The 16,294-nt window shown below is 73.5% G+C and carries 12 protein-coding genes and 1 pseudogene; 4 read left to right on the top strand and 9 right to left on the bottom strand.

Features of this window, described 5'->3' with window-relative positions; translation table 11 throughout:
* Positions 1-9: 9 nt before the first annotated feature.
* Positions 10-2,439, bottom strand: coding sequence for a glycogen debranching N-terminal domain-containing protein (locus TK50_RS16155; RefSeq protein WP_082106343.1), 2,430 nt, complete (start codon positions 2,437-2,439; stop codon positions 10-12).
* A gap of 156 nt (positions 2,440-2,595) precedes the next feature.
* Here TK50_RS16155 and TK50_RS16150 point away from each other — a divergent pair, with 156 nt between their 5' ends.
* Positions 2,596-3,381, top strand: coding sequence for an alpha/beta fold hydrolase (locus TK50_RS16150; protein WP_043963480.1), 786 nt, complete (start codon positions 2,596-2,598; stop codon positions 3,379-3,381).
* A gap of 30 nt (positions 3,382-3,411) precedes the next feature.
* On the opposite strand, the gene rpsD is transcribed toward TK50_RS16150, so the two are convergent.
* Positions 3,412-4,020: a 30S ribosomal protein S4 gene (rpsD, locus tag TK50_RS16145; protein WP_052503852.1), complete on the bottom strand. Its 609-nt coding sequence runs from the start codon at positions 4,018-4,020 to the stop codon at positions 3,412-3,414.
* Between the two features lie 46 nt (positions 4,021-4,066).
* Here rpsD and TK50_RS16140 point away from each other — a divergent pair, with 46 nt between their 5' ends.
* Positions 4,067-4,801: a DUF2470 domain-containing protein gene (locus TK50_RS16140; protein ID WP_043963477.1), complete on the top strand. Its 735-nt coding sequence runs from the start codon at positions 4,067-4,069 to the stop codon at positions 4,799-4,801.
* A gap of 47 nt (positions 4,802-4,848) precedes the next feature.
* On the top strand, positions 4,849-5,229 hold the full coding sequence (locus TK50_RS16135) for a YccF domain-containing protein (RefSeq protein ID WP_043963476.1): 381 nt from the start codon (positions 4,849-4,851) through the stop codon (positions 5,227-5,229).
* Positions 5,230-5,312: 83 nt separating this feature from the next.
* Here the strand turns inward: TK50_RS16135 and TK50_RS16130 are convergent, their stop codons facing one another.
* From TK50_RS16130 to kdpF, 6 genes are all read right to left on the bottom strand, one after another.
* The gene (locus TK50_RS16130; protein WP_043963474.1) at positions 5,313-5,999 is read right to left on the bottom strand and encodes a response regulator; all 687 of its coding nucleotides are present in this window, start codon (positions 5,997-5,999) and stop codon (positions 5,313-5,315) included.
* Positions 5,996-8,602 carry a sensor histidine kinase gene (locus tag TK50_RS16125; protein ID WP_043963473.1) on the bottom strand — a complete coding sequence of 869 codons (2,607 nt, stop codon included), beginning with the start codon at positions 8,600-8,602 and terminating at the stop codon, positions 5,996-5,998. The genes TK50_RS16130 and TK50_RS16125 overlap by 4 nt, the downstream gene beginning before the upstream one ends.
* 92 nt (positions 8,603-8,694) lie before the next feature.
* Positions 8,695-9,576, bottom strand: a complete 882-nt coding sequence (locus TK50_RS16120) for a potassium-transporting ATPase subunit C (RefSeq protein WP_043963472.1) — start codon at positions 9,574-9,576, stop codon at positions 8,695-8,697.
* Positions 9,576-11,774 (bottom strand): potassium-transporting ATPase subunit KdpB, encoded by a 2,199-nt coding sequence (kdpB, locus tag TK50_RS16115; protein WP_043963470.1) that lies wholly within the window; start codon positions 11,772-11,774, stop codon positions 9,576-9,578. Before kdpB ends, TK50_RS16120 begins: the two co-directional genes overlap by 1 nt.
* 20 nt (positions 11,775-11,794) lie before the next feature.
* A complete protein-coding gene (gene kdpA, locus TK50_RS16110) occupies positions 11,795-13,450 on the bottom strand; it encodes a potassium-transporting ATPase subunit KdpA (RefSeq protein ID WP_043963469.1) in 1,656 nt (551 codons plus the stop codon).
* The gene (gene kdpF, locus TK50_RS16105) at positions 13,450-13,539 is read right to left on the bottom strand and encodes a K(+)-transporting ATPase subunit F (RefSeq protein ID WP_036343797.1); all 90 of its coding nucleotides are present in this window, start codon (positions 13,537-13,539) and stop codon (positions 13,450-13,452) included. Before kdpF ends, kdpA begins: the two co-directional genes overlap by 1 nt.
* 465 nt (positions 13,540-14,004) lie before the next feature.
* Here kdpF and TK50_RS16100 point away from each other — a divergent pair, with 465 nt between their 5' ends.
* The gene (locus TK50_RS16100) at positions 14,005-15,003 is read left to right on the top strand and encodes a carbohydrate binding domain-containing protein (protein WP_241774007.1); all 999 of its coding nucleotides are present in this window, start codon (positions 14,005-14,007) and stop codon (positions 15,001-15,003) included.
* Positions 15,004-15,008: 5 nt separating this feature from the next.
* Here the strand turns inward: TK50_RS16100 and TK50_RS16095 are convergent.
* Positions 15,009-16,214: pseudogene (locus TK50_RS16095) on the bottom strand (IS256 family transposase).
* Positions 16,215-16,294 lie beyond the last annotated feature (80 nt).

Genomic DNA, 16,294 nt, shown 5'->3' with positions numbered 1-16,294 from the left:
CGGGGCGGATCAGCGGAAGGGCCGGCCCCGGCCCAGGGCGTCGGCGTACCCCCAGCGGCCCCGGATGTCGAGCAGCTCGATCTGACCCATCTCCTCCGGCACCCCGGCGTCGATCGCCAGGTGGTCGTCGTGCGGTTCGAGGCCGAGCAGGGCGCGCAGCAGCAGCAGCGGCGCCCCGGCGGAGGGGGCGTACGGGCTGTCGGTGAAGTGGTGCGGCACGGGGACGCGGGTGACGGCCCGGTCGTAGCCGGCGAAGTACGGGGGCAGCGCGCCCTGGAAGTGCTGTCCCGCCTCCAGCAGCGCCAGCGCGATCCGGGCGGCCTCCTGCCGGAAGCCGTAGCGGCGCAGCCCCCAGACGATGAGGGAGTTGTCCGCCGGCCAGATCGCGCCGGTGTGGTGACCCAGCGGGTTGAACTGCTCCTCGGTGCTGGCCAGGGTCCGCACCCCCCAGCCGGAGAACAGCGCCGGCCCGAGCAGATGGTCCACCAGGCGCTCGGCGCGTTCGGGCGGGACGATCCCGCTCCACAGCAGGTGCCCGACGTTGGACGCCAGCGCGTCGGCCCGCTGGCCGTCGGCCTGCAACGCCAGCGCGTAGCAGCCCCGCTCGGGCAGCCAGAAGTCCCGGTCGAACCGCTCCCGCAACGCGGCGGCGTCCCGTTCGAGCCGGTCGGCGTAGGCCGGGTCGTTCCAGAACAGCCGGGCCATCCGGGCCGCCCTCAGCCGGGCATCGTAGGCGTACCCCTGGATCTCGCAGATCGCCTGCGGGAAGGTGGCGAGCCGGCCGTCGCGGAAGCAGACGGCCTGCACCGAGTTGCGCCAGCTCTCGTTGACCGGCCCGGCCCGGCGCTGCCGGCGGGTGGACCAGACGTAGCCGTCGCCGGCCACGTCGGCGTAGTCGTCGAGCCAGGCGATGGCGGCGCGGACCTCGAACTCGTAGCGGCGGACCAGCTCGGCGTCGCCGGTCCAGCGTTCGTACTCGTCGAGCAGGATGACGAACAGCGGAGTGGTGTCGGCGGCGGAGAAGTCGGTCGCGTCGGGGGTGTCGGCGAAGGCGGCCGACTCGCCGTACCGGCTCTCCTGGACGATCCGGCCCGGCTGCTCGCCGCGGAACGGGTCGATCCGGGCACCCTGGCTCAGCGCCAGGATCCGCAGCGTGCTGACGGCCCGGTGCGGCAGGAACGGCAGCACCTGGAGGCTGCTGACCAGGCTCTCCCGGCCGAGCAGGGTCATCGACCAGGGCAGCCCGGTGGCGGGCAGCCGGTCGCGGTAGTTGAGGCCCTGGTAGTACAGGGCGGCGAGGTCGAGCACGCTGCGCCGGTACGCCTCGGCCAGCGGCCCGTGGTCGGCGCGCAGCTCGGGCACCTCGGCGACGATGTCGTCGATCTCCCGGCCGGCCTCGGCGCGGGACCGGTGGGTGGAGCTGCGCAGCCGTTCCCGCAGGTCGCGCCGGTGCAGGTCCCGCACGAGGGTCAGCACGCGCAGCCGGACCGTCCAGGTGTCGTGCGGGTCGACGGAGACGGTGAAGGTGAATCCGCGCTCGTCGACGTGGGCGGGTGCGCTGGCGCAGACGACCGTCTCCCGGTGCAGGGTGTGTCTGCGGTAGTGCAGCCGCAGCGAGCTGTCGTCGACCGTGGTGGTCACCTCGCGCTCCCGCCGCAGGCCGTCGCGGATGTCCTGCACCTCCGCGAAGTCCGCCCCGACGTCTAGGCGGACGGTGTACCGCACGGGCTCCGCCCCGTAGTTGAACAGGGTGACCTCCTCCTCGAAGGTCTCCCCCAGCGAGCGGTGCCGCAGGATCGACGTGGTGGCGTTGACGTAGTGCGTGGGCTGGCCGGGCACCAGGGCGAACTTCGACTCGAAGGAGCGCACGTCGTCGATCGACAGTTCGGTGAGTTGTTCGCCGTCGAGGCTCAGCCGCCAGGTCGACAGGAAGCGGGTGTCGAAGAAGAAGAGGCCGAGCGGGGTGACCGGTTCGGTCGCGACGTCGCCGTTGCGAGAGCTGATCATGAACATGTTGCCGTAGAAGATGCTGGTCGTGTCGTGCGACCCGACGCCGTCGTGCTCGACGCCGGGCCGGACGTCGGCGATCGGTTCGGTGGCGCCGCTGTCGGCGTGGATCGGCAGCAGCCGGCGGAACACCAGGAACAACGGCAGGTCGCCCTCGACGGACACCACGCCGCGAAAGAGCATCGCCACGCTGTGGTCGGCGCCGGCGACCAGCCGTTCGAACGTCTCCGGCCGCATCTCCACCAGGCAGTCCGGGTCGTGGCCGCGGCGGTCCACCCGCGCCCGCCCGCCGTCGAGGGTGACGAACCAGGTGCTGGCCGGCCCGTCGTCGGTGACGAAGCGGAAGGCGATGAGCCCGGCGGGCGTGGTGGGCAGTCGGCCCCGAGATGCCTCCGGGAGGCCGGCGAAGAACCGGTCGATCTCCGCGCTCACAGGGTGCTCCTGTCGCCACGCACCCGCACACCCCTTTCGCTATAGCCGACGAAACGGATGTAATGACACGAAGGCCACAGTACGCTATGGCGGCCCGCGACGGCCGCGCTTCAGTGGAACGAGAACCCTCCACCCACCCACCGCCCGGGAGGGCCGATGACAGACCGACACACCGCCGCCGGCATGCGCTACTGGACGTACGGGCGCGGCCGGCGCGACACGTTCCTGCTGGTGCACGGCTGGTGCTGCGACCACCGGTTCATGGAGCCGATCGCCCGACACCTGGCCGGCCGACCCGCCCGGGTGATCGCGGTCGACATGCCGGGGCACGGGCAGAGCCCGCCACCGCCCGAGGGCTACGGCGTGGAGCAGCTCGCCGCCCGGCTCCGGGCCCTGGTCGCCGAGCTCGACCTGCGGCGGGTCGTCGTGATCGGGCACAGCCTGGGCGGGGTCTGGTCGCTCGCCGCCGCCGCCGGTGACCGGGACCGCTTCGCCGGCCTGGTCATGCTCGACTCCGCGGTGGCCGGGCCGCCGGGCGCCGCCGCCGCGATCGAGGAGGTCGCCCGGTCGCTGCGCGACGACACCTCCGGCGCGGCCCGGGAGTCGATCGTCCGGTCGTACTTCCTGCCGCAGTCCGACCCCCGGCTGGTGGAGTGGGTGGTCTCGGCCATGGCGCGCCCCTCCACCGAGGTCGCGTACGCGCCGATCGCCGCCCTGGCCGCGTACGTCGGCTCCGGCGGCGACGAGGCGGCCCTGACCCGGTGGGACCGCCCGCTGCTCCTGGTCGGCAGCAACGCGCCGTTCGCCGACTACGCCCGGCTCGCCCGGCTGGCCCCGCAGGCGAACATCGGCCAGGCCGCCGGCTCGGGCCACTTCGTGCAGCTCGAGGTGCCGGACCAGGTCAACGCGATGATCGACCGGCACCTGGAGCTCACCGGCTGACCAACCCACCGGCGGGCCGGCACGCCCCGGTCAGCGGGAGTAGTGCTCGACGACGAGCTGCTCGTCGCAGATCACCGGCACCTCGGCCCGCCGGGGCAGCCGGGTGAGCCGGGCGGCGAGCCCCGCCAGGTCGACGTCGAGGTACGGCACGGGCCGGTGCGGGGCGTGCGCTCCTGCGGCGGCGAGCAGGAACGGCGTCTTGCCCCGGCTTCGTGCGGCCACCGCGATCTCGTCGCCGGGGCGCAACCGCGCCGACGGGCGGTCCGCCCGCCGGCCGTTGACGGTCAGGTGCTGGTGGGTGACGAGCTGCCGCGCCTGGTAGATGGTGCGGGCGAACCCCGCGCGCAGCACGAGGGCGTCGAGCCGGGTCTCCAGGTCGACCACGAGCTCCTCACCGGTCTTGCCCGGCCGGCGCGCCGCCCGGTCGAACGCGCGCCGCAGCTGCCCCTCCCGCAGGTCGTACTGCGCCTTGAGACGCTGCTTCTCCAGCAGCCGGACCTTGTAGTCGCTGTCCTTGGTCCGGGCCCGGCCGTGGTCTCCGGGCGGGAACGGGCGGCGCTCGACGTACCGCACGCACTTGGGGGTCAGGGCGATGCCGAGTCGACGCGACCGCTTGGCCTTGGGGCGGGACTGATTCATCATCTGCCTCTCAGGTAAGGTAAGGCTAACCTAATAGGAGGTGCAGATGTCGGGCAACATCCCCCCGGTCGCCGTCGCGGTGGCCGCCGGCACACCGGCAGAGCGGCTGCGTACCCTGCTCATGGCCGCCGACTCGGTGACGCTGCTGACCCCGACGCACCGGGCCGAGCTCACCGGCCGGCACCGCGTCGGCCCCGACGGCCGGCTCCGCGTCGAGGTGCCGGCCGACTCCGGCGCGGCCCACGAGCTGGCGCGGGAGGGGGACGTGCCCGTCGTCGTCCACGTGACGGACCTCGCCCCGATCCCGATGCCCGACCGGGTACGCGGCCGGGCGACCCTCACCGGCTGGCTGACCGTCGAGGGGCTGCGCGGCCGACGGCCCGACCTCGTCGCGGTGCTGCACCTCGCCACAGCCGGGATCACCGACACCGGCGGGACCGCCCCCGTCGACCCGGACGCGTTCGCCACGGCCCGGCCCGACCCGCTCGCCCCGGCCGAGGCGGAGCTGCTGCGCCGCCTCGACGCCGACACCCCCACCGTGGAACAGCTCACCGGGCTCGTCCCCGCGCGGCTGCGGCGGGAGGACGCCCGCGTGCGCCTGCTGCGGCTGGACCGCGCCGGCATCGTCCTGCGGGTGCAGTCCCCCGCCGGGTCCGCCGCGCGTCCGCACGACGTACGGCTGCCCTTCGCCCGGCCGCTGCGCGACCCGGACCAGCTCGGCGCGCGCCTCGACGCGCTGCTCGGCCGGCCCCCGCGCCGCGTGTCCCGCGCCGGGCGCTGAGGGCGACGCCCGACCGGCCGGTGGCGGGCGTCGGTCATGCTCGAAGGGTGATTCGCTTTCTGCTGAACGTGTTGTGGCTCGTCTTCGGTGGCGGGATCGTGCTGGCCGTCGGATACGGGATCGCGGCGCTGATCTGCTTCGTGCTGGTCGTCACGATCCCGTTCGGCGTCGCGTCGCTGCGCCTGGCCAGCTACTCGCTGTGGCCCTTCGGCCGGACGGTGGTGCCCAAGCCGGGCGCGGGCGTCGGCTCCGGGCTGGCCAACGTGCTGTGGGTGGTGCTGGCCGGCTGGTGGCTGGCCCTGTCCCACATCGTCGCCGGCGTCGCCCTCTGCGTCACGATCATCGGCATCCCGTTCGGGATCGCCAACTTCAAGCTCGTCCCCGCCGCGTTCTGGCCCCTGGGGCGGGAGGTCGTCGACGCGCCGTAGCCGCCGGTCGCCGGCCTGCCCCGGGGGAACGCGACGCCGCCATGCCGCGGTTCGGGGATGACCTGTGGCGGCGGGGCCGCGGATCAGGGGCGGTAGCGGTAGCCCATGCCCGGCTCGGTGATCAGGTGCCGGGGGCGGGCCGGGTCGTCCTCCAGCTTGCGCCGCAGTTGGGCCATGTACTGGCGCAGGTAGTTGGTCTCGTTCTGGTATTCCGGGCCCCACACGTCGTGCAGCAGCTGGCGCTGGCTGACCAGCTTGCCGGGGTGGCGCAGCAGCTTGTCGAGCACGGCCCACTGGGTGGGGGTGAGCCGCACCGGCGCGCCGTCGTCGCGGGTGACGGTGCGGTCGACCAGGTCCACCGTGTGCCGCCCCACCCGGGGGGCCGGGGTCGCGCCGTCCGCCGACGGCGCGGCGAGACGGCGGGTGACGGCGCGGATGCGGGCGAGCAGTTCGTCGACGCCGAAGGGTTTGGTGACGTAGTCGTCGGCGCCCGCGTCGAGGGCGGCGACCTTGTCCTCGCTGCCGGCCCGGCCCGACAGCACGATGATCGGCACGCTCGTCCACCCGCGCAGGCCCCGGATCACCTCCACGCCGTCGAGGTCGGGCAGCCCGAGGTCGAGCACCACCAGGTCCGGCGGGTGGGCGGCGGCGGCCTTCAACGCGGCCGTGCCGGTCTCGGCGACCCGCACGTCGTAGCCGCGGGCGCGCAGGTTGATGCGCAGGGCGCGCAGGATCTGGGGTTCGTCGTCGACGACGAGGATGCGGCTCATTCCTGCGGCCCCTCCGGCTCCCGCTGCGCTTGCGGCCCGTGCCGATCCTCCGCCTCCGGCGGACCGGGGTGGCCCGGTGGACCGGCGGCGGGCAGGCGCAGCACCATGGTCAGCCCTCCGCCGGGGGTGGTCTCGGGGGTGATGGTGCCACCCATGGCCTCGACGAGGCCGCGGGACAGGGCGAGACCGAGGCCCACCCCGGTCTGGTTGTCCCGGTCGCCGAGGCGCTGGAACGGCAGGAAGACGTGCTCCCACTGGTCGGCCGGGATGCCGGGGCCGGTGTCGACCACCCGCAGCTCGACCTGGCCGGCGTGGGCGCTGGCGGCGACGGTGGGCGGCCGACCGGGCGGGCTGTGCCGCAGGGCGTTGGCGACGACGTTGACCAGCACGCGTTCCAGCAGCCCGGGGTCGGCCAGCGCGGCGGGCAGGTCCGCGGGGAGGTCGGTGCCGACGTCGGCGGCGGCCGGGCCGAGCTCGTCCAGCGCCCGGGGCACCACGTCCTCCAGCCCGATCGCGGTGGCGGTGACGCCGAGCGCTCCGGCCTGCAACCGGCTCATGTCCAGCAGGTTCGCCACCAGCCGACCCAGCTGGTCGAGGGACTCGTCGGCGGTGGCGAGCAGCTCCTCGCGGTCGTCGGCGTCGAATTCGACGTCGGGGCTGCGCAGGCTGCTCACCGCCGCCTTCGCCGACGCCAGGGGCGTACGCAGGTCGTGGCTGACGGCGGCGAGCAGCGCGGTGCGCATCCGGTCGGCCGCCGCGAGGGGCCCGGCGGCGGCGGCCTGAACGGCGAGGCGTTCCTGCCGCAGCGCGACGGCGGCCTGGGCGGCGAACGCCTCGACGACGCGCCGGTCGGCGGCCTCCAGCCGCCGGCCGGACAGCACGACGGTGAGCGTGTCGTCGACGGGCACGGCCGTCTCCCCGGCGTCGGGGCTGCCGGCCGGGGCGTCCCCGACGCTGGCCACCACCCGCCAGGCGGCCCGGTCGCGGGCCCGGTCGGGGCGGCCCCGCGCCTCGTCGACCAGCTCCAGGACGCTGACCGCGCGCAGCGCGAACGTCTCCCGCAGCCGGTCCAGCAGGGCCGGCAGCGGGCGCTCGCCGCGCAGCACGCCGCCGGCCACGGTGGCGAGGGTCTGCGCGTCGGCGGAGGCCCGGGCGGCCTCCCGGGTACGCCGGGCGGCGACGTCGACGACCCAGCTCACGGCGACGGCGACGCCGACGAAGACGCCCAGCGCCAGCAGGTTGTCGGCCTCGGCGATGGTCAGCGTGCGGTACGGCGGGGTGAAGAACCAGTTGAGCAGCAGCGATCCGCCGAGGGCGGCGACCAGCGCCGGCCAGAGGCCCCCGACGAGGGCCACCCCCACGACCCCGGCGAGGAACAACAGGATGTCGTTGGTGAGGGTGAGGTCCGGCAGGGTGCGCAGCGCCAGGGTGAGCGCCGGCATGCCGAGCGCCGCGAGGGCGAAGCCGAGCAGCCTGCGCCGCCGCGACAGGGCGGCCGGTGTGGTGGCGGCCCGCCGGCCGCGCCCGGCCTCGGGGTGGGTGACCAGGTGCACGTCGATCGGCCCGGACAGGGCGGTGGTGGTGACGCCGACCCCCCGGGAGAACAGCTGGGCGAAGCGGCCCCGCCGGCTCGCGCCGAGCACGAGCTGGGTGGCGTTGACACCCCGGGCGAAGTCGAGCAGCGCGGCCGGGACGTCCGCGCCGAGCACCTGGTGGTAGGTACCACCGAGGCCTTCGACGAGGACCCGCTGGCGGGCCAGCCGGGCGGGGTCGGCGCCGGCCAGGCCGTCGCTGCGGGCGACGTGCACGGCCAGCAGGTCCGCGCCCCGGCCCCGGGCGGCGATCCGGGCGGCGCGGCGGATCAGCGTGTCCCCCTCCGGCCCGCCGGTCAGCGCGACGACGACGCGTTCGCGGGCCTCCCAGGTGTCGGAGATGCCCTGCTGGGCGCGGTACGCGCCGAGCTGGTCGTCGACGGTGTCGGCGAGCCAGAGCAGGGCCAGCTCGCGCAGCGCGGTCAGGTTGCCGACCCGGAAGTAGTTGCCGAGGGCGGCGTCGATCCGGTCGGGACCGTAGATGTTGCCGTGGGCCATCCTCCGGCGCAGCGCCTCCGGGGTCATGTCGACGAGTTCGACCTGCTCGGCGGCGCGGACCACGGCGTCGGGGACGGTCTCGCGCTGGGTGGCGCCGGTGATCCGGGCGACGACGTCGTTGAGCGACTCGAGGTGCTGGACGTTGACGGTGGTCAGCACGGTGATGCCGGCGTCGAGCAGTTCCCGCACGTCCTGCCAGCGCTTGTCGTGGCGGGAGCCGGGCACGTTGGTGTGGGCCAGCTCGTCGACGACGACGACCTCGGGGCGGCGGGCCAGCACGCCGTCGAGGTCCAGCTCGGTGAGCTGCACGCCCCGGTGGGTGAGGACGCGCCGGGGCACCTGTTCGAGGTCGCCGACCATGGCGGCGGTGTGCGGGCGGCCGTGCGTCTCGACCAGCCCGATCACCACGTCGGTGCCGCGCGCGGCCCGCCGCTGGGCCTCTTCGAGCATCGCGTACGTCTTGCCGACGCCGGGCGCAGCCCCGAGGTAGACGCGCAGCTCTCCGGTGGGCACGGTGGTTCCTCCTTTCGTGGGTCGACGTCGTCCGGGCGGGCATCGGCGGGCCGGGCCGGGGCGGGCCAGCGGTGGTCCGCCCCGGCGAGGGTTCAACGAGCGGGGAACCGCCGGTCGAGGGCGAGGTTCAGCTCCAGCACGTTAACGCCGGACTCGCCCAGGAAGCCCAGCGCCCGCCCGGTGGTGTGCGCGGCGACCAGCCGCCGCACCGCCGCCGGGTCCGCGCCGCGCTCGCGGGCCACGCGGGCGACCTGGAGTTCGGCGTACGCGGGGCTGATGTGCGGGTCGAGGCCGCTGCCGCTGGCGGTCACCGCGTCGGCGGGCACAGCCGGGTCGGCCGGGGCGTCGCCGCGCACCGGGACGATCACCGCCCCGGCCGCGACGTAGTCCTCGCCGGGCCGCGCCAGCTCCACCGCGACGCCCTGCCAGGTAGCCACGAACGGGGTGGCGGGGGCGGTCTGGTTGACGCTGACGACGCGGGTGACCGGGCCGGTGAACCCGTCGCGGTGGAACACGCCGAGGACGGCGCCGACCCCGTCGGCGGTGCAGTACGGCCGCCGCCCGTCCACCCCGTTGAGCGCGCCGACGGCCCGGCTGCGGGCGCAGACCTGGGTGAGCAGGCTCGGCGCCGATCCGGCGGGGTCGGCGGTGCGGGCGTCGACGACGCTCTCCGGGCCGAGGTTGCTCGCCGCCGTGGCGGTGGGATCGTAGCCGTCGCCGGCCGCCGAGGGGCGGGACTGGAAGTAGCGCGGGACGGGGTTGCCGTCGGCGTCGGTGAACGCCTGGCCGATGAACGCGCTGCCGACGGTCCGGCCGCCGGCGGTGACGAGCGATCCGTCGGCGCGGGCGTCGAGGCCGGGCAGCCGGCCGGCGGCGACCAGGGCGAGCGGGTACGCGAGGCCGAGCAGGGCGGTGAGCACGAGCAGGGCGCGCAGGGCGGCCAGGTGTTGGGCGAGCCAGGTGGGTGGGCGCATCACGAGATCCCCGGGACGAACTGGACGAGCAGGTCGATGAGCTTGATGCCGACGAACGGCACGACGATGCCGCCGAGGCCGTAGACCAGCAGGTTGCGGCGCAGCAGCGTCGCCGCCGCCGCCGGCCGGTACCGCACGCCCCGCAGGGCCAGCGGGATGAGCGCGACGATGACGATCGCGTTGAAGACGACGGCCGCGAGGATCGCGGACTCCGGGCTGGCCAGCCGCATGACGTTCAGCGTGTCCAGGCCCGGGTAGATGCCGGCGAACATGGCCGGGATGATCGCGAAGTACTTCGCGACGTCGTTGGCGATGGAGAAGGTCGTCAGGGCGCCCCGGGTGATGAGGAGCTGCTTGCCGATCTCGACGATCTCGATGAGCTTGGTCGGGTCGGAGTCGAGGTCGACCATGTTGCCGGCCTCCTTCGCCGCCGACGTGCCGGTGTTCATGGCCACCCCGACGTCGGCCTGGGCCAGCGCCGGGGCGTCGTTGGTGCCGTCACCGGTCATCGCGACCAGCCGGCCGCCCTCCTGCTCGCGCTTGATCAGGTCGAGCTTGTCCTCCGGCGTGGCCTCGGCGAGGAAGTCGTCCACCCCGGCCTCCTCGGCGATCGCCCGCGCGGTGCGCGGATTGTCGCCCGTGATCATGACGGTACGGATGCCCATCCGGCGCATCTCGTCGAAGCGCGCCCGCATGCCCGACTTGACCACGTCCTTGAGGTGGATCACGCCGAGCGCCCGCGCCGGTTCGCCCCGGACGTGCTCGGCCACCACGAGCGGGGTGCCACCGAGCCCGCTGATCTCGTCGACCACCTGGCCGACCTGCTCGGTGGGGTGGCCGCCGTGCTCACGGACCCACTTCGTCACGGCTGCCGCCGCGCCCTTGCGGACCCGCCGGGTGGGGCCGGTGGCGTCGCCGTCCGGGGTGAGGTCGACGCCGCTCATCCGGGTCTGGGCGGTGAACGGCACGAACGTGGCGTGCGGCACGAGGCCCGGTTCCCGCTCCCGCAGCCCGAAGTCGTTCTTGGCGAGGACGACCACGGATCGGCCCTCGGGGGTCTCGTCGGCGAGGCTGGACAGTTGGGCCGCGTCGGCCAGCTCGGCGGCGGTGACCCCGTCGACGGGCCGGAACTCGGCCGCCTGCCGGTTGCCGAGGGTGATGGTGCCGGTCTTGTCCAGCAGCAGGGTGTTCACGTCACCGGCGGCCTCGACGGCCCGGCCGCTCATGGCCAGCACGTTGCGCTGCACCAGGCGGTCCATTCCGGCGATGCCGATCGCCGAGAGCAACGCGCCGATGGTGGTGGGAATGAGGCAGACCAGCAGCGACACCAGAACCACGCCGCTGACGCCGGCGTCGGTGATCGCGCCGGTGTCCGGCGCCGCGCCCTGGTAGCCCTTCGAGAAGATGGCGAGGGGCTGGAGCGTGACCACGGCCAGCAGGAAGATGACGGTGAGCGCGGCGAGCAGGATGTTGAGCGCGATCTCGTTCGGCGTCTTCTGCCGGTTCGCGCCCTCGACCAGGGCGATCATCCGGTCGACGAAGCTCTCCCCCGGCCGCTGGGTGATCCGCACGACGATCCGGTCGGAGAGCACCCTCGTGCCGCCGGTGACGGCGCTGCGGTCGCCGCCCGACTCCCGGATGACGGGGGCGGACTCGCCGGTGATGGCCGACTCGTCGACGCTGGCGATGCCCTCGACGACGTCGCCGTCACCGGGGATGATGCCGCCGGCGCAGACGAGCACGACGTCGCCCTGCCGCAGCTCGGCGGCGGGCACCGCCTCGTCCCGGTAGGCGTTGGCGGGCGCGCCCGCAGACCAGCCGACCAGCCGGGTGGCGATGGTCTCCTGCTTGGCCCGGCGCAGGGTGGCGGCCTGGGCCTTGCCGCGCCCCTCGGCGACGGCCTCGGCGAGGTTGGCGAAGACGACGGTGAGCCAGAGCCAGCCGGTGATGGCCCAGGCGAAGACCGAGGGGTCGGTCACGGCGAGAACGGTGGTGAAGGCCGCGCCGATCTCCACGATCAGCATCACCGGGTTGCGCCACAGGGTGCGCGGGTCGAGCTTGCGCAGCGCGTCCGGCAGGGCGGCCAGGAGCTGCCCCGGGTCGAGCAGGCCGCCGCCGGCCGGGTTGCCCCGGATGGCGGGCGTGCCGGCGGCCGACGCGTCGGCGGTGCCGTGCGGTGCCGGCGTGGACGTGGTCATGTCCTTCTCTCTCATGGTGGTCACAGCCCCTCTGCGAGGGGGCCGAGCGCGAGCGCGGGCAGGAAGGTCAGCGCCACCAGGAGCACCGTGACGCCGACGACCATCCCGACGAACAGCGGCCGGTGGGTCGGCAGGGTGCCCCCGGTGGCGGGGGTGGGCGCCTGGCGGGCCAGGGAGCCGGCCAGGGCGAGCACGAAGATGACCGGCAGGAACCGGCCCAGCAGCATGCACAGGCCCAGGGCGGTGTTCCACCACGGGGTGCCGACCGTGATGCCGGCGAACGCGGAGCCGTTGTTGTTGCTCGCCGAGGTGAACGCGTACAGCACCTCGGACAGGCCGTGCGGGCCGGTGTTCATGGCCGTCGAGTCGTTGCCGGTGGCGAAGGCCGCCGCCGTCCCGGCCAGCACCAGCGCCGGGGTGACCAGGAAGTACAGCGACGCGAGCTTGATCTCCCGGGCGCCGATCTTCTTGCCCACGTACTCCGGGGTCCGGCCGACCATCAGGCCGGCCACGAAGACGGTGATCACCGCGAGGACCAGCATGCCGTAGAGGCCGGCGCCGACCCCGCCGGGCGCCACCTCGCCGAGCATCATGTTGACCAGCGGCATCATCCCGCCCAGGGCCGTGTACGAGTCGTGGAACGAGTTCACCGCGCCGGTGGAGGTGAGCGTCGTCGCCGCGGCGAAGGTCGCCGAGCCCGAGACCCCGAAGCGCACCTCCTTGCCCTCCAGCGCCGCCCCGACCGCCTGCGGCACCGTGCCGTGGCCGGCGAGTTCGAAGACGTTGGTCAGGGCGACGCTCGCCACCGCCAGGATCGCCATGACCGCGGCGATGGCGTACCCCTGCCGGTTCTGGCCGACCATCCGGCCGAACACCCGGGGCAGGCTGAACGGGATCACCAGGATGAGGAAGATCTCCAGCCAGTTCGTCCAGGCCGTCGGGTTCTCGAACGGATGGGCGCTGTTGGCGTTGTAGAAGCCGCCGCCGTTGGTGCCCAACTCCTTGATCACTTCCTGGCTGGCCACGGGCCCGCCGGTGATCGTCTGGGTCCCGCCGGTGAGCGTGGTGACGTCGGTGCCGGCGGACAGGTTCTGCACCACGCCGCCGAGCATCAGCACGAGCGCCCCGAGCACCGCCACGGGCAGCAGGACCCGCAGCACGATCCGGGTCAGGTCGACCCAGAAGTTGCCCAGCTCACCCGTGCGGCCCCGGGCGAACCCGCGGACCAGGGCGACCGCGACGGCGATGCCGACGGCGGCGGAGACGAAGTTCTGCACCGCCAGCCCGGCCATCTGCACCAGGTGGCCCATGGTCGACTCGCCCGAGTACCACTGCCAGTTCGTGTTGGTCACGAACGACACGGCGGTGTTCCACGCCCCGTGCGGCACCACCGGGGCGAAGCCCAGGGACAGCCACAGGTGGTTCTGCACGCGCTGGAACGCGTACAGGAACAGGATCGACACCGCGGAGAAGGCCAGCACCGCGCGGGCGTACACGCCCCAGGTCTGCCCGGCGGCCGGGTCGACCCCGACCAGGCGGTACACGACCCGCTCGACGCGGGCGTGCCGGGTGCCCGCCACCACGCGGTACAGGTGGTCGCCGAACGGTTTGTAGGCGGCGGCCAGGGCCGCCACGAGCGAGAGCGCGAACAGCACGCCTGCTGTCGTCGTGGTCATCAGAACCGCTCCGGGAACAGCAGGGCGACCACCAGGAACACGCCTAGGCCGATCGCCAGCACCAGGCCGACGGCGTTGACGGCGCTCACAGCTTCTCCACGCCCCTCACCACGAGGGCGAGCGCCGCGAACAGCGCCACCGTCACCAGCACGTACCCCAGGTCGGACACGGTCGTTTCCTCCTACCGGACACGGTTGTCGCGACCGCCTTCCGGTCGCGCCGGGCAAACACAACCCCCCTCGGCGGCGCCCGGCCAGGGGTCATAACGCGACCATGACGGCGAGGGGCCGTTTCTTGACGCCGCTTTCACGCGGCGCACCACTTTCGTGATCGCGGTCACCGGAGGCGCCGCGGGAGGACACCACCGGGGGCGGCCCGCTCCGGGCGACCGGACGCCGCGGGCGATTCCTCGTAACCCGGCTATTGACCGGTTTTCATCCGCCGGCAATACTCGCCCGTGTTAGCGCTCACATGCAGGGCGGTCCGACCGGGGCGCGGCGCGTCGGGCCCCGACCACGGCACGCCGGGGCGGTGCCGATGTCCAGGAGGCACACATGTTCCGACCACACCCACTGCTCGGCCTCGCGGCGGCCGCGCTGGTGGCCACCACCGTCGCCACCGCCGCGCCCGGCCTGGCCAGGACGCCGGCCCCCGAGCCCGAATACACCATCACCGTCGACCCGGCCGCCGCCGGCACCCCGATCAGCGACTCCATGTACGGGGTGTTCTTCGAGGACATCAACTTCGCCGCCGACGGCGGGCTCTACGCCGAACTGGTCCGCAACCGTTCCTTCGAGTTCGGCCCGGCCGACAACCGGTCCTACACGCCGCTGACCGGCTGGACGCCCACCGCCGACGCCGGCGGCGCGGGCACCGCGTCCACGGCGGACGACGCCGCCCGGCTGCACGAGCGCAACCGCACCTACCTGCGCCTCGACCTCGCCAGCACCGGCGACGGCCGGTACGGCGTGACGAACGCCGGCTTCAACAACGGGATCGCGTTGCGCGCCGGCGGTGCGTACGACTTCTCGGTCTGGGCCCGCACCGACGCCGCCGCCGGGACCCCCCTGACCGTCACCCTGCACGACGCCGCAGGCCAGCCGCTCGCCGCGCCCCTGAGGCGTGCCGTGCGCGGCGACGGCTGGACGAAGTACACCGGGACGCTGAAGGCGACCCGCACCACCGACGCGGGCCGGCTGTCCGTGCGCGCGGGCGGCACCGGCGTCCTGCGGCTGGACATGGTCTCGCTGTTCCCCCGCGACACCTTCCGCACGCGCCCGAACGGCCTGCGCCGCGACCTCGCCGAGAAGATCGCGGCGCTGAAGCCCGGCTTCGTCCGCTTCCCCGGCGGCTGCCTGGTCAACACCGGCAGCATGTCCGGCTACGACGCCGCCTCGAACTGGCCCCGGGCCCGCTCCTACCAGTGGAAGGACACCGTCGGCCCGGTCGAGACCCGCGCCACCAACGCCAACTTCTGGGGCTACAACCAGTCCTACGGCCTGGGCTACCGTGTGCGGGGGTCTGTCAAGTTAACGGCTGATCTTGGTTGTTGAGGTGGTCAGTTGTTGGCCGGGGTGAGCCGGCCCTCGAAGGCGATCTGGAAGGCGTTCAAGGGTGCCTTCCAGCGCATGGTCCACCGCCGGCGTCCGGTGCCGGTGGGGTCGAGGCTCATCAACGCCATGTAGACGCACTTGAGTGCTGCGGCCTCGTTCGGGAAGTGACCGCGGGCGCGGACGGCCTTGCGGATGCGAGCGTTCACGCTCTCGATCGCGTTGGTGGAGCAGATGACCTTGCGGATCTCCACGTCGAAGGCGAGGAAGGGCACGAACTCGGCCCAGGCGTTCTCCCACAGCTTCACGATCGCCGGGTACTTGCGTCCCCAGGTCTCGGCGAACTCGAGGAACCGTTCGGTCGCGGCGTCCTCGGTCGCCGCGGTGTAGACCGGCTTGAGCGCTTTCGCGATCTTGTCCCAGTCCTGGCGAGCCGCGTAACGGAACGAGTTGCGCAACAGATGCACCACACACGTCTGCACGATCGTGCGCGGCCACACCGTCGCGACAGCGTCCGGCAGGCCCTTGAGCCCGTCACAGACCAGCATCAACACGTCGGCGACGCCGCGGTTCTTCAGCTCGGTGAGCACATGCAGCCAGTGCTTCGCGCCCTCACCGCCGTCACCAGCCCAGATCCCGAGGATGTCGCGATGCCCGTCGACCGTGACCGCCATAACGACGTAGATCGGCCGGTTAGCGACCTGACCATCGCGGATCTTCACGTTGATGGCGTCGATGAACACGACCGGATACACCCTGTCGAGGGGCCGGTTCTGCCACTCCGCCATCCCGTCCATGACCTTGTCGGTGATGGTGGAGATCGTCTACTTCGACACCTCGGCGCCGTACACCTCGGCCAGGTGCGCGGCGATCTCCCCATGAGTGAGGCCCTTGGCCGACAGCGACAGCACCATGTCGTCGACCCCGGTCAGGCGCCGCTGGCGCTTGCGCACGATCTGCGGCTCGAACGTCCCGGCCGCATCGCGTGGAACCCGGACCTCGACCGGGCCGACGTCGGTGAGCACCGTCTTGGTCCGGCTGCCGTTGCGGGTGTTCCCGCTGCCCCGACCGGCCGGGTCGTGCTTGTCGTAGCCGACATGGTCGGTGATCTCTCCCTCGAGGGCGGACTCGAGGACCCGCTTGGTCAACTGCTGCAACAGCCCGCCCTCACCGGTCAGCTTCAACCCGTCACCACGAGCCCGATCGACCAGCATCGCGATCAACTGCTCATCCGTGACCGCACCCACCGGCCCGGCGGCCGGCTCTCCCACGGTGGTCTCGGTCGTCATCTGGC

This window comes from Micromonospora haikouensis, from assembly GCF_000876225.1.
Lineage (GTDB): Bacteria > Actinomycetota > Actinomycetes > Mycobacteriales > Micromonosporaceae > Micromonospora > Micromonospora haikouensis.
The sequence above is the reverse complement of the archived record's forward strand: the minus strand, read 5'-3'. Positions and strand labels throughout refer to the sequence as shown.

Excerpts from the sequence above, each read along its gene's own strand:
- TK50_RS16150 (WP_043963480.1), top strand. The coding sequence starts at position 2,596 with ATGACAGACCGACACACCGCCGCCGGCATGCGCTACTGGACGTACGGG.
- rpsD (WP_052503852.1), bottom strand. The coding sequence starts at position 4,020 with ATGAATCAGTCCCGCCCCAAGGCCAAGCGGTCGCGTCGACTCGGCATC.
- TK50_RS16140 (WP_043963477.1), top strand. The coding sequence starts at position 4,067 with ATGTCGGGCAACATCCCCCCGGTCGCCGTCGCGGTGGCCGCCGGCACA.
- TK50_RS16130 (WP_043963474.1), bottom strand. The coding sequence starts at position 5,999 with ATGAGCCGCATCCTCGTCGTCGACGACGAACCCCAGATCCTGCGCGCC.
- TK50_RS16120 (WP_043963472.1), bottom strand. The coding sequence starts at position 9,576 with ATGCGCCCACCCACCTGGCTCGCCCAACACCTGGCCGCCCTGCGCGCC.
- kdpB (WP_043963470.1), bottom strand. The coding sequence starts at position 11,774 with ATGACCACGTCCACGCCGGCACCGCACGGCACCGCCGACGCGTCGGCC.
- kdpA (WP_043963469.1), bottom strand. The coding sequence starts at position 13,450 with ATGACCACGACGACAGCAGGCGTGCTGTTCGCGCTCTCGCTCGTGGCG.
- TK50_RS16100 (WP_241774007.1), top strand. The coding sequence starts at position 14,005 with ATGTTCCGACCACACCCACTGCTCGGCCTCGCGGCGGCCGCGCTGGTG.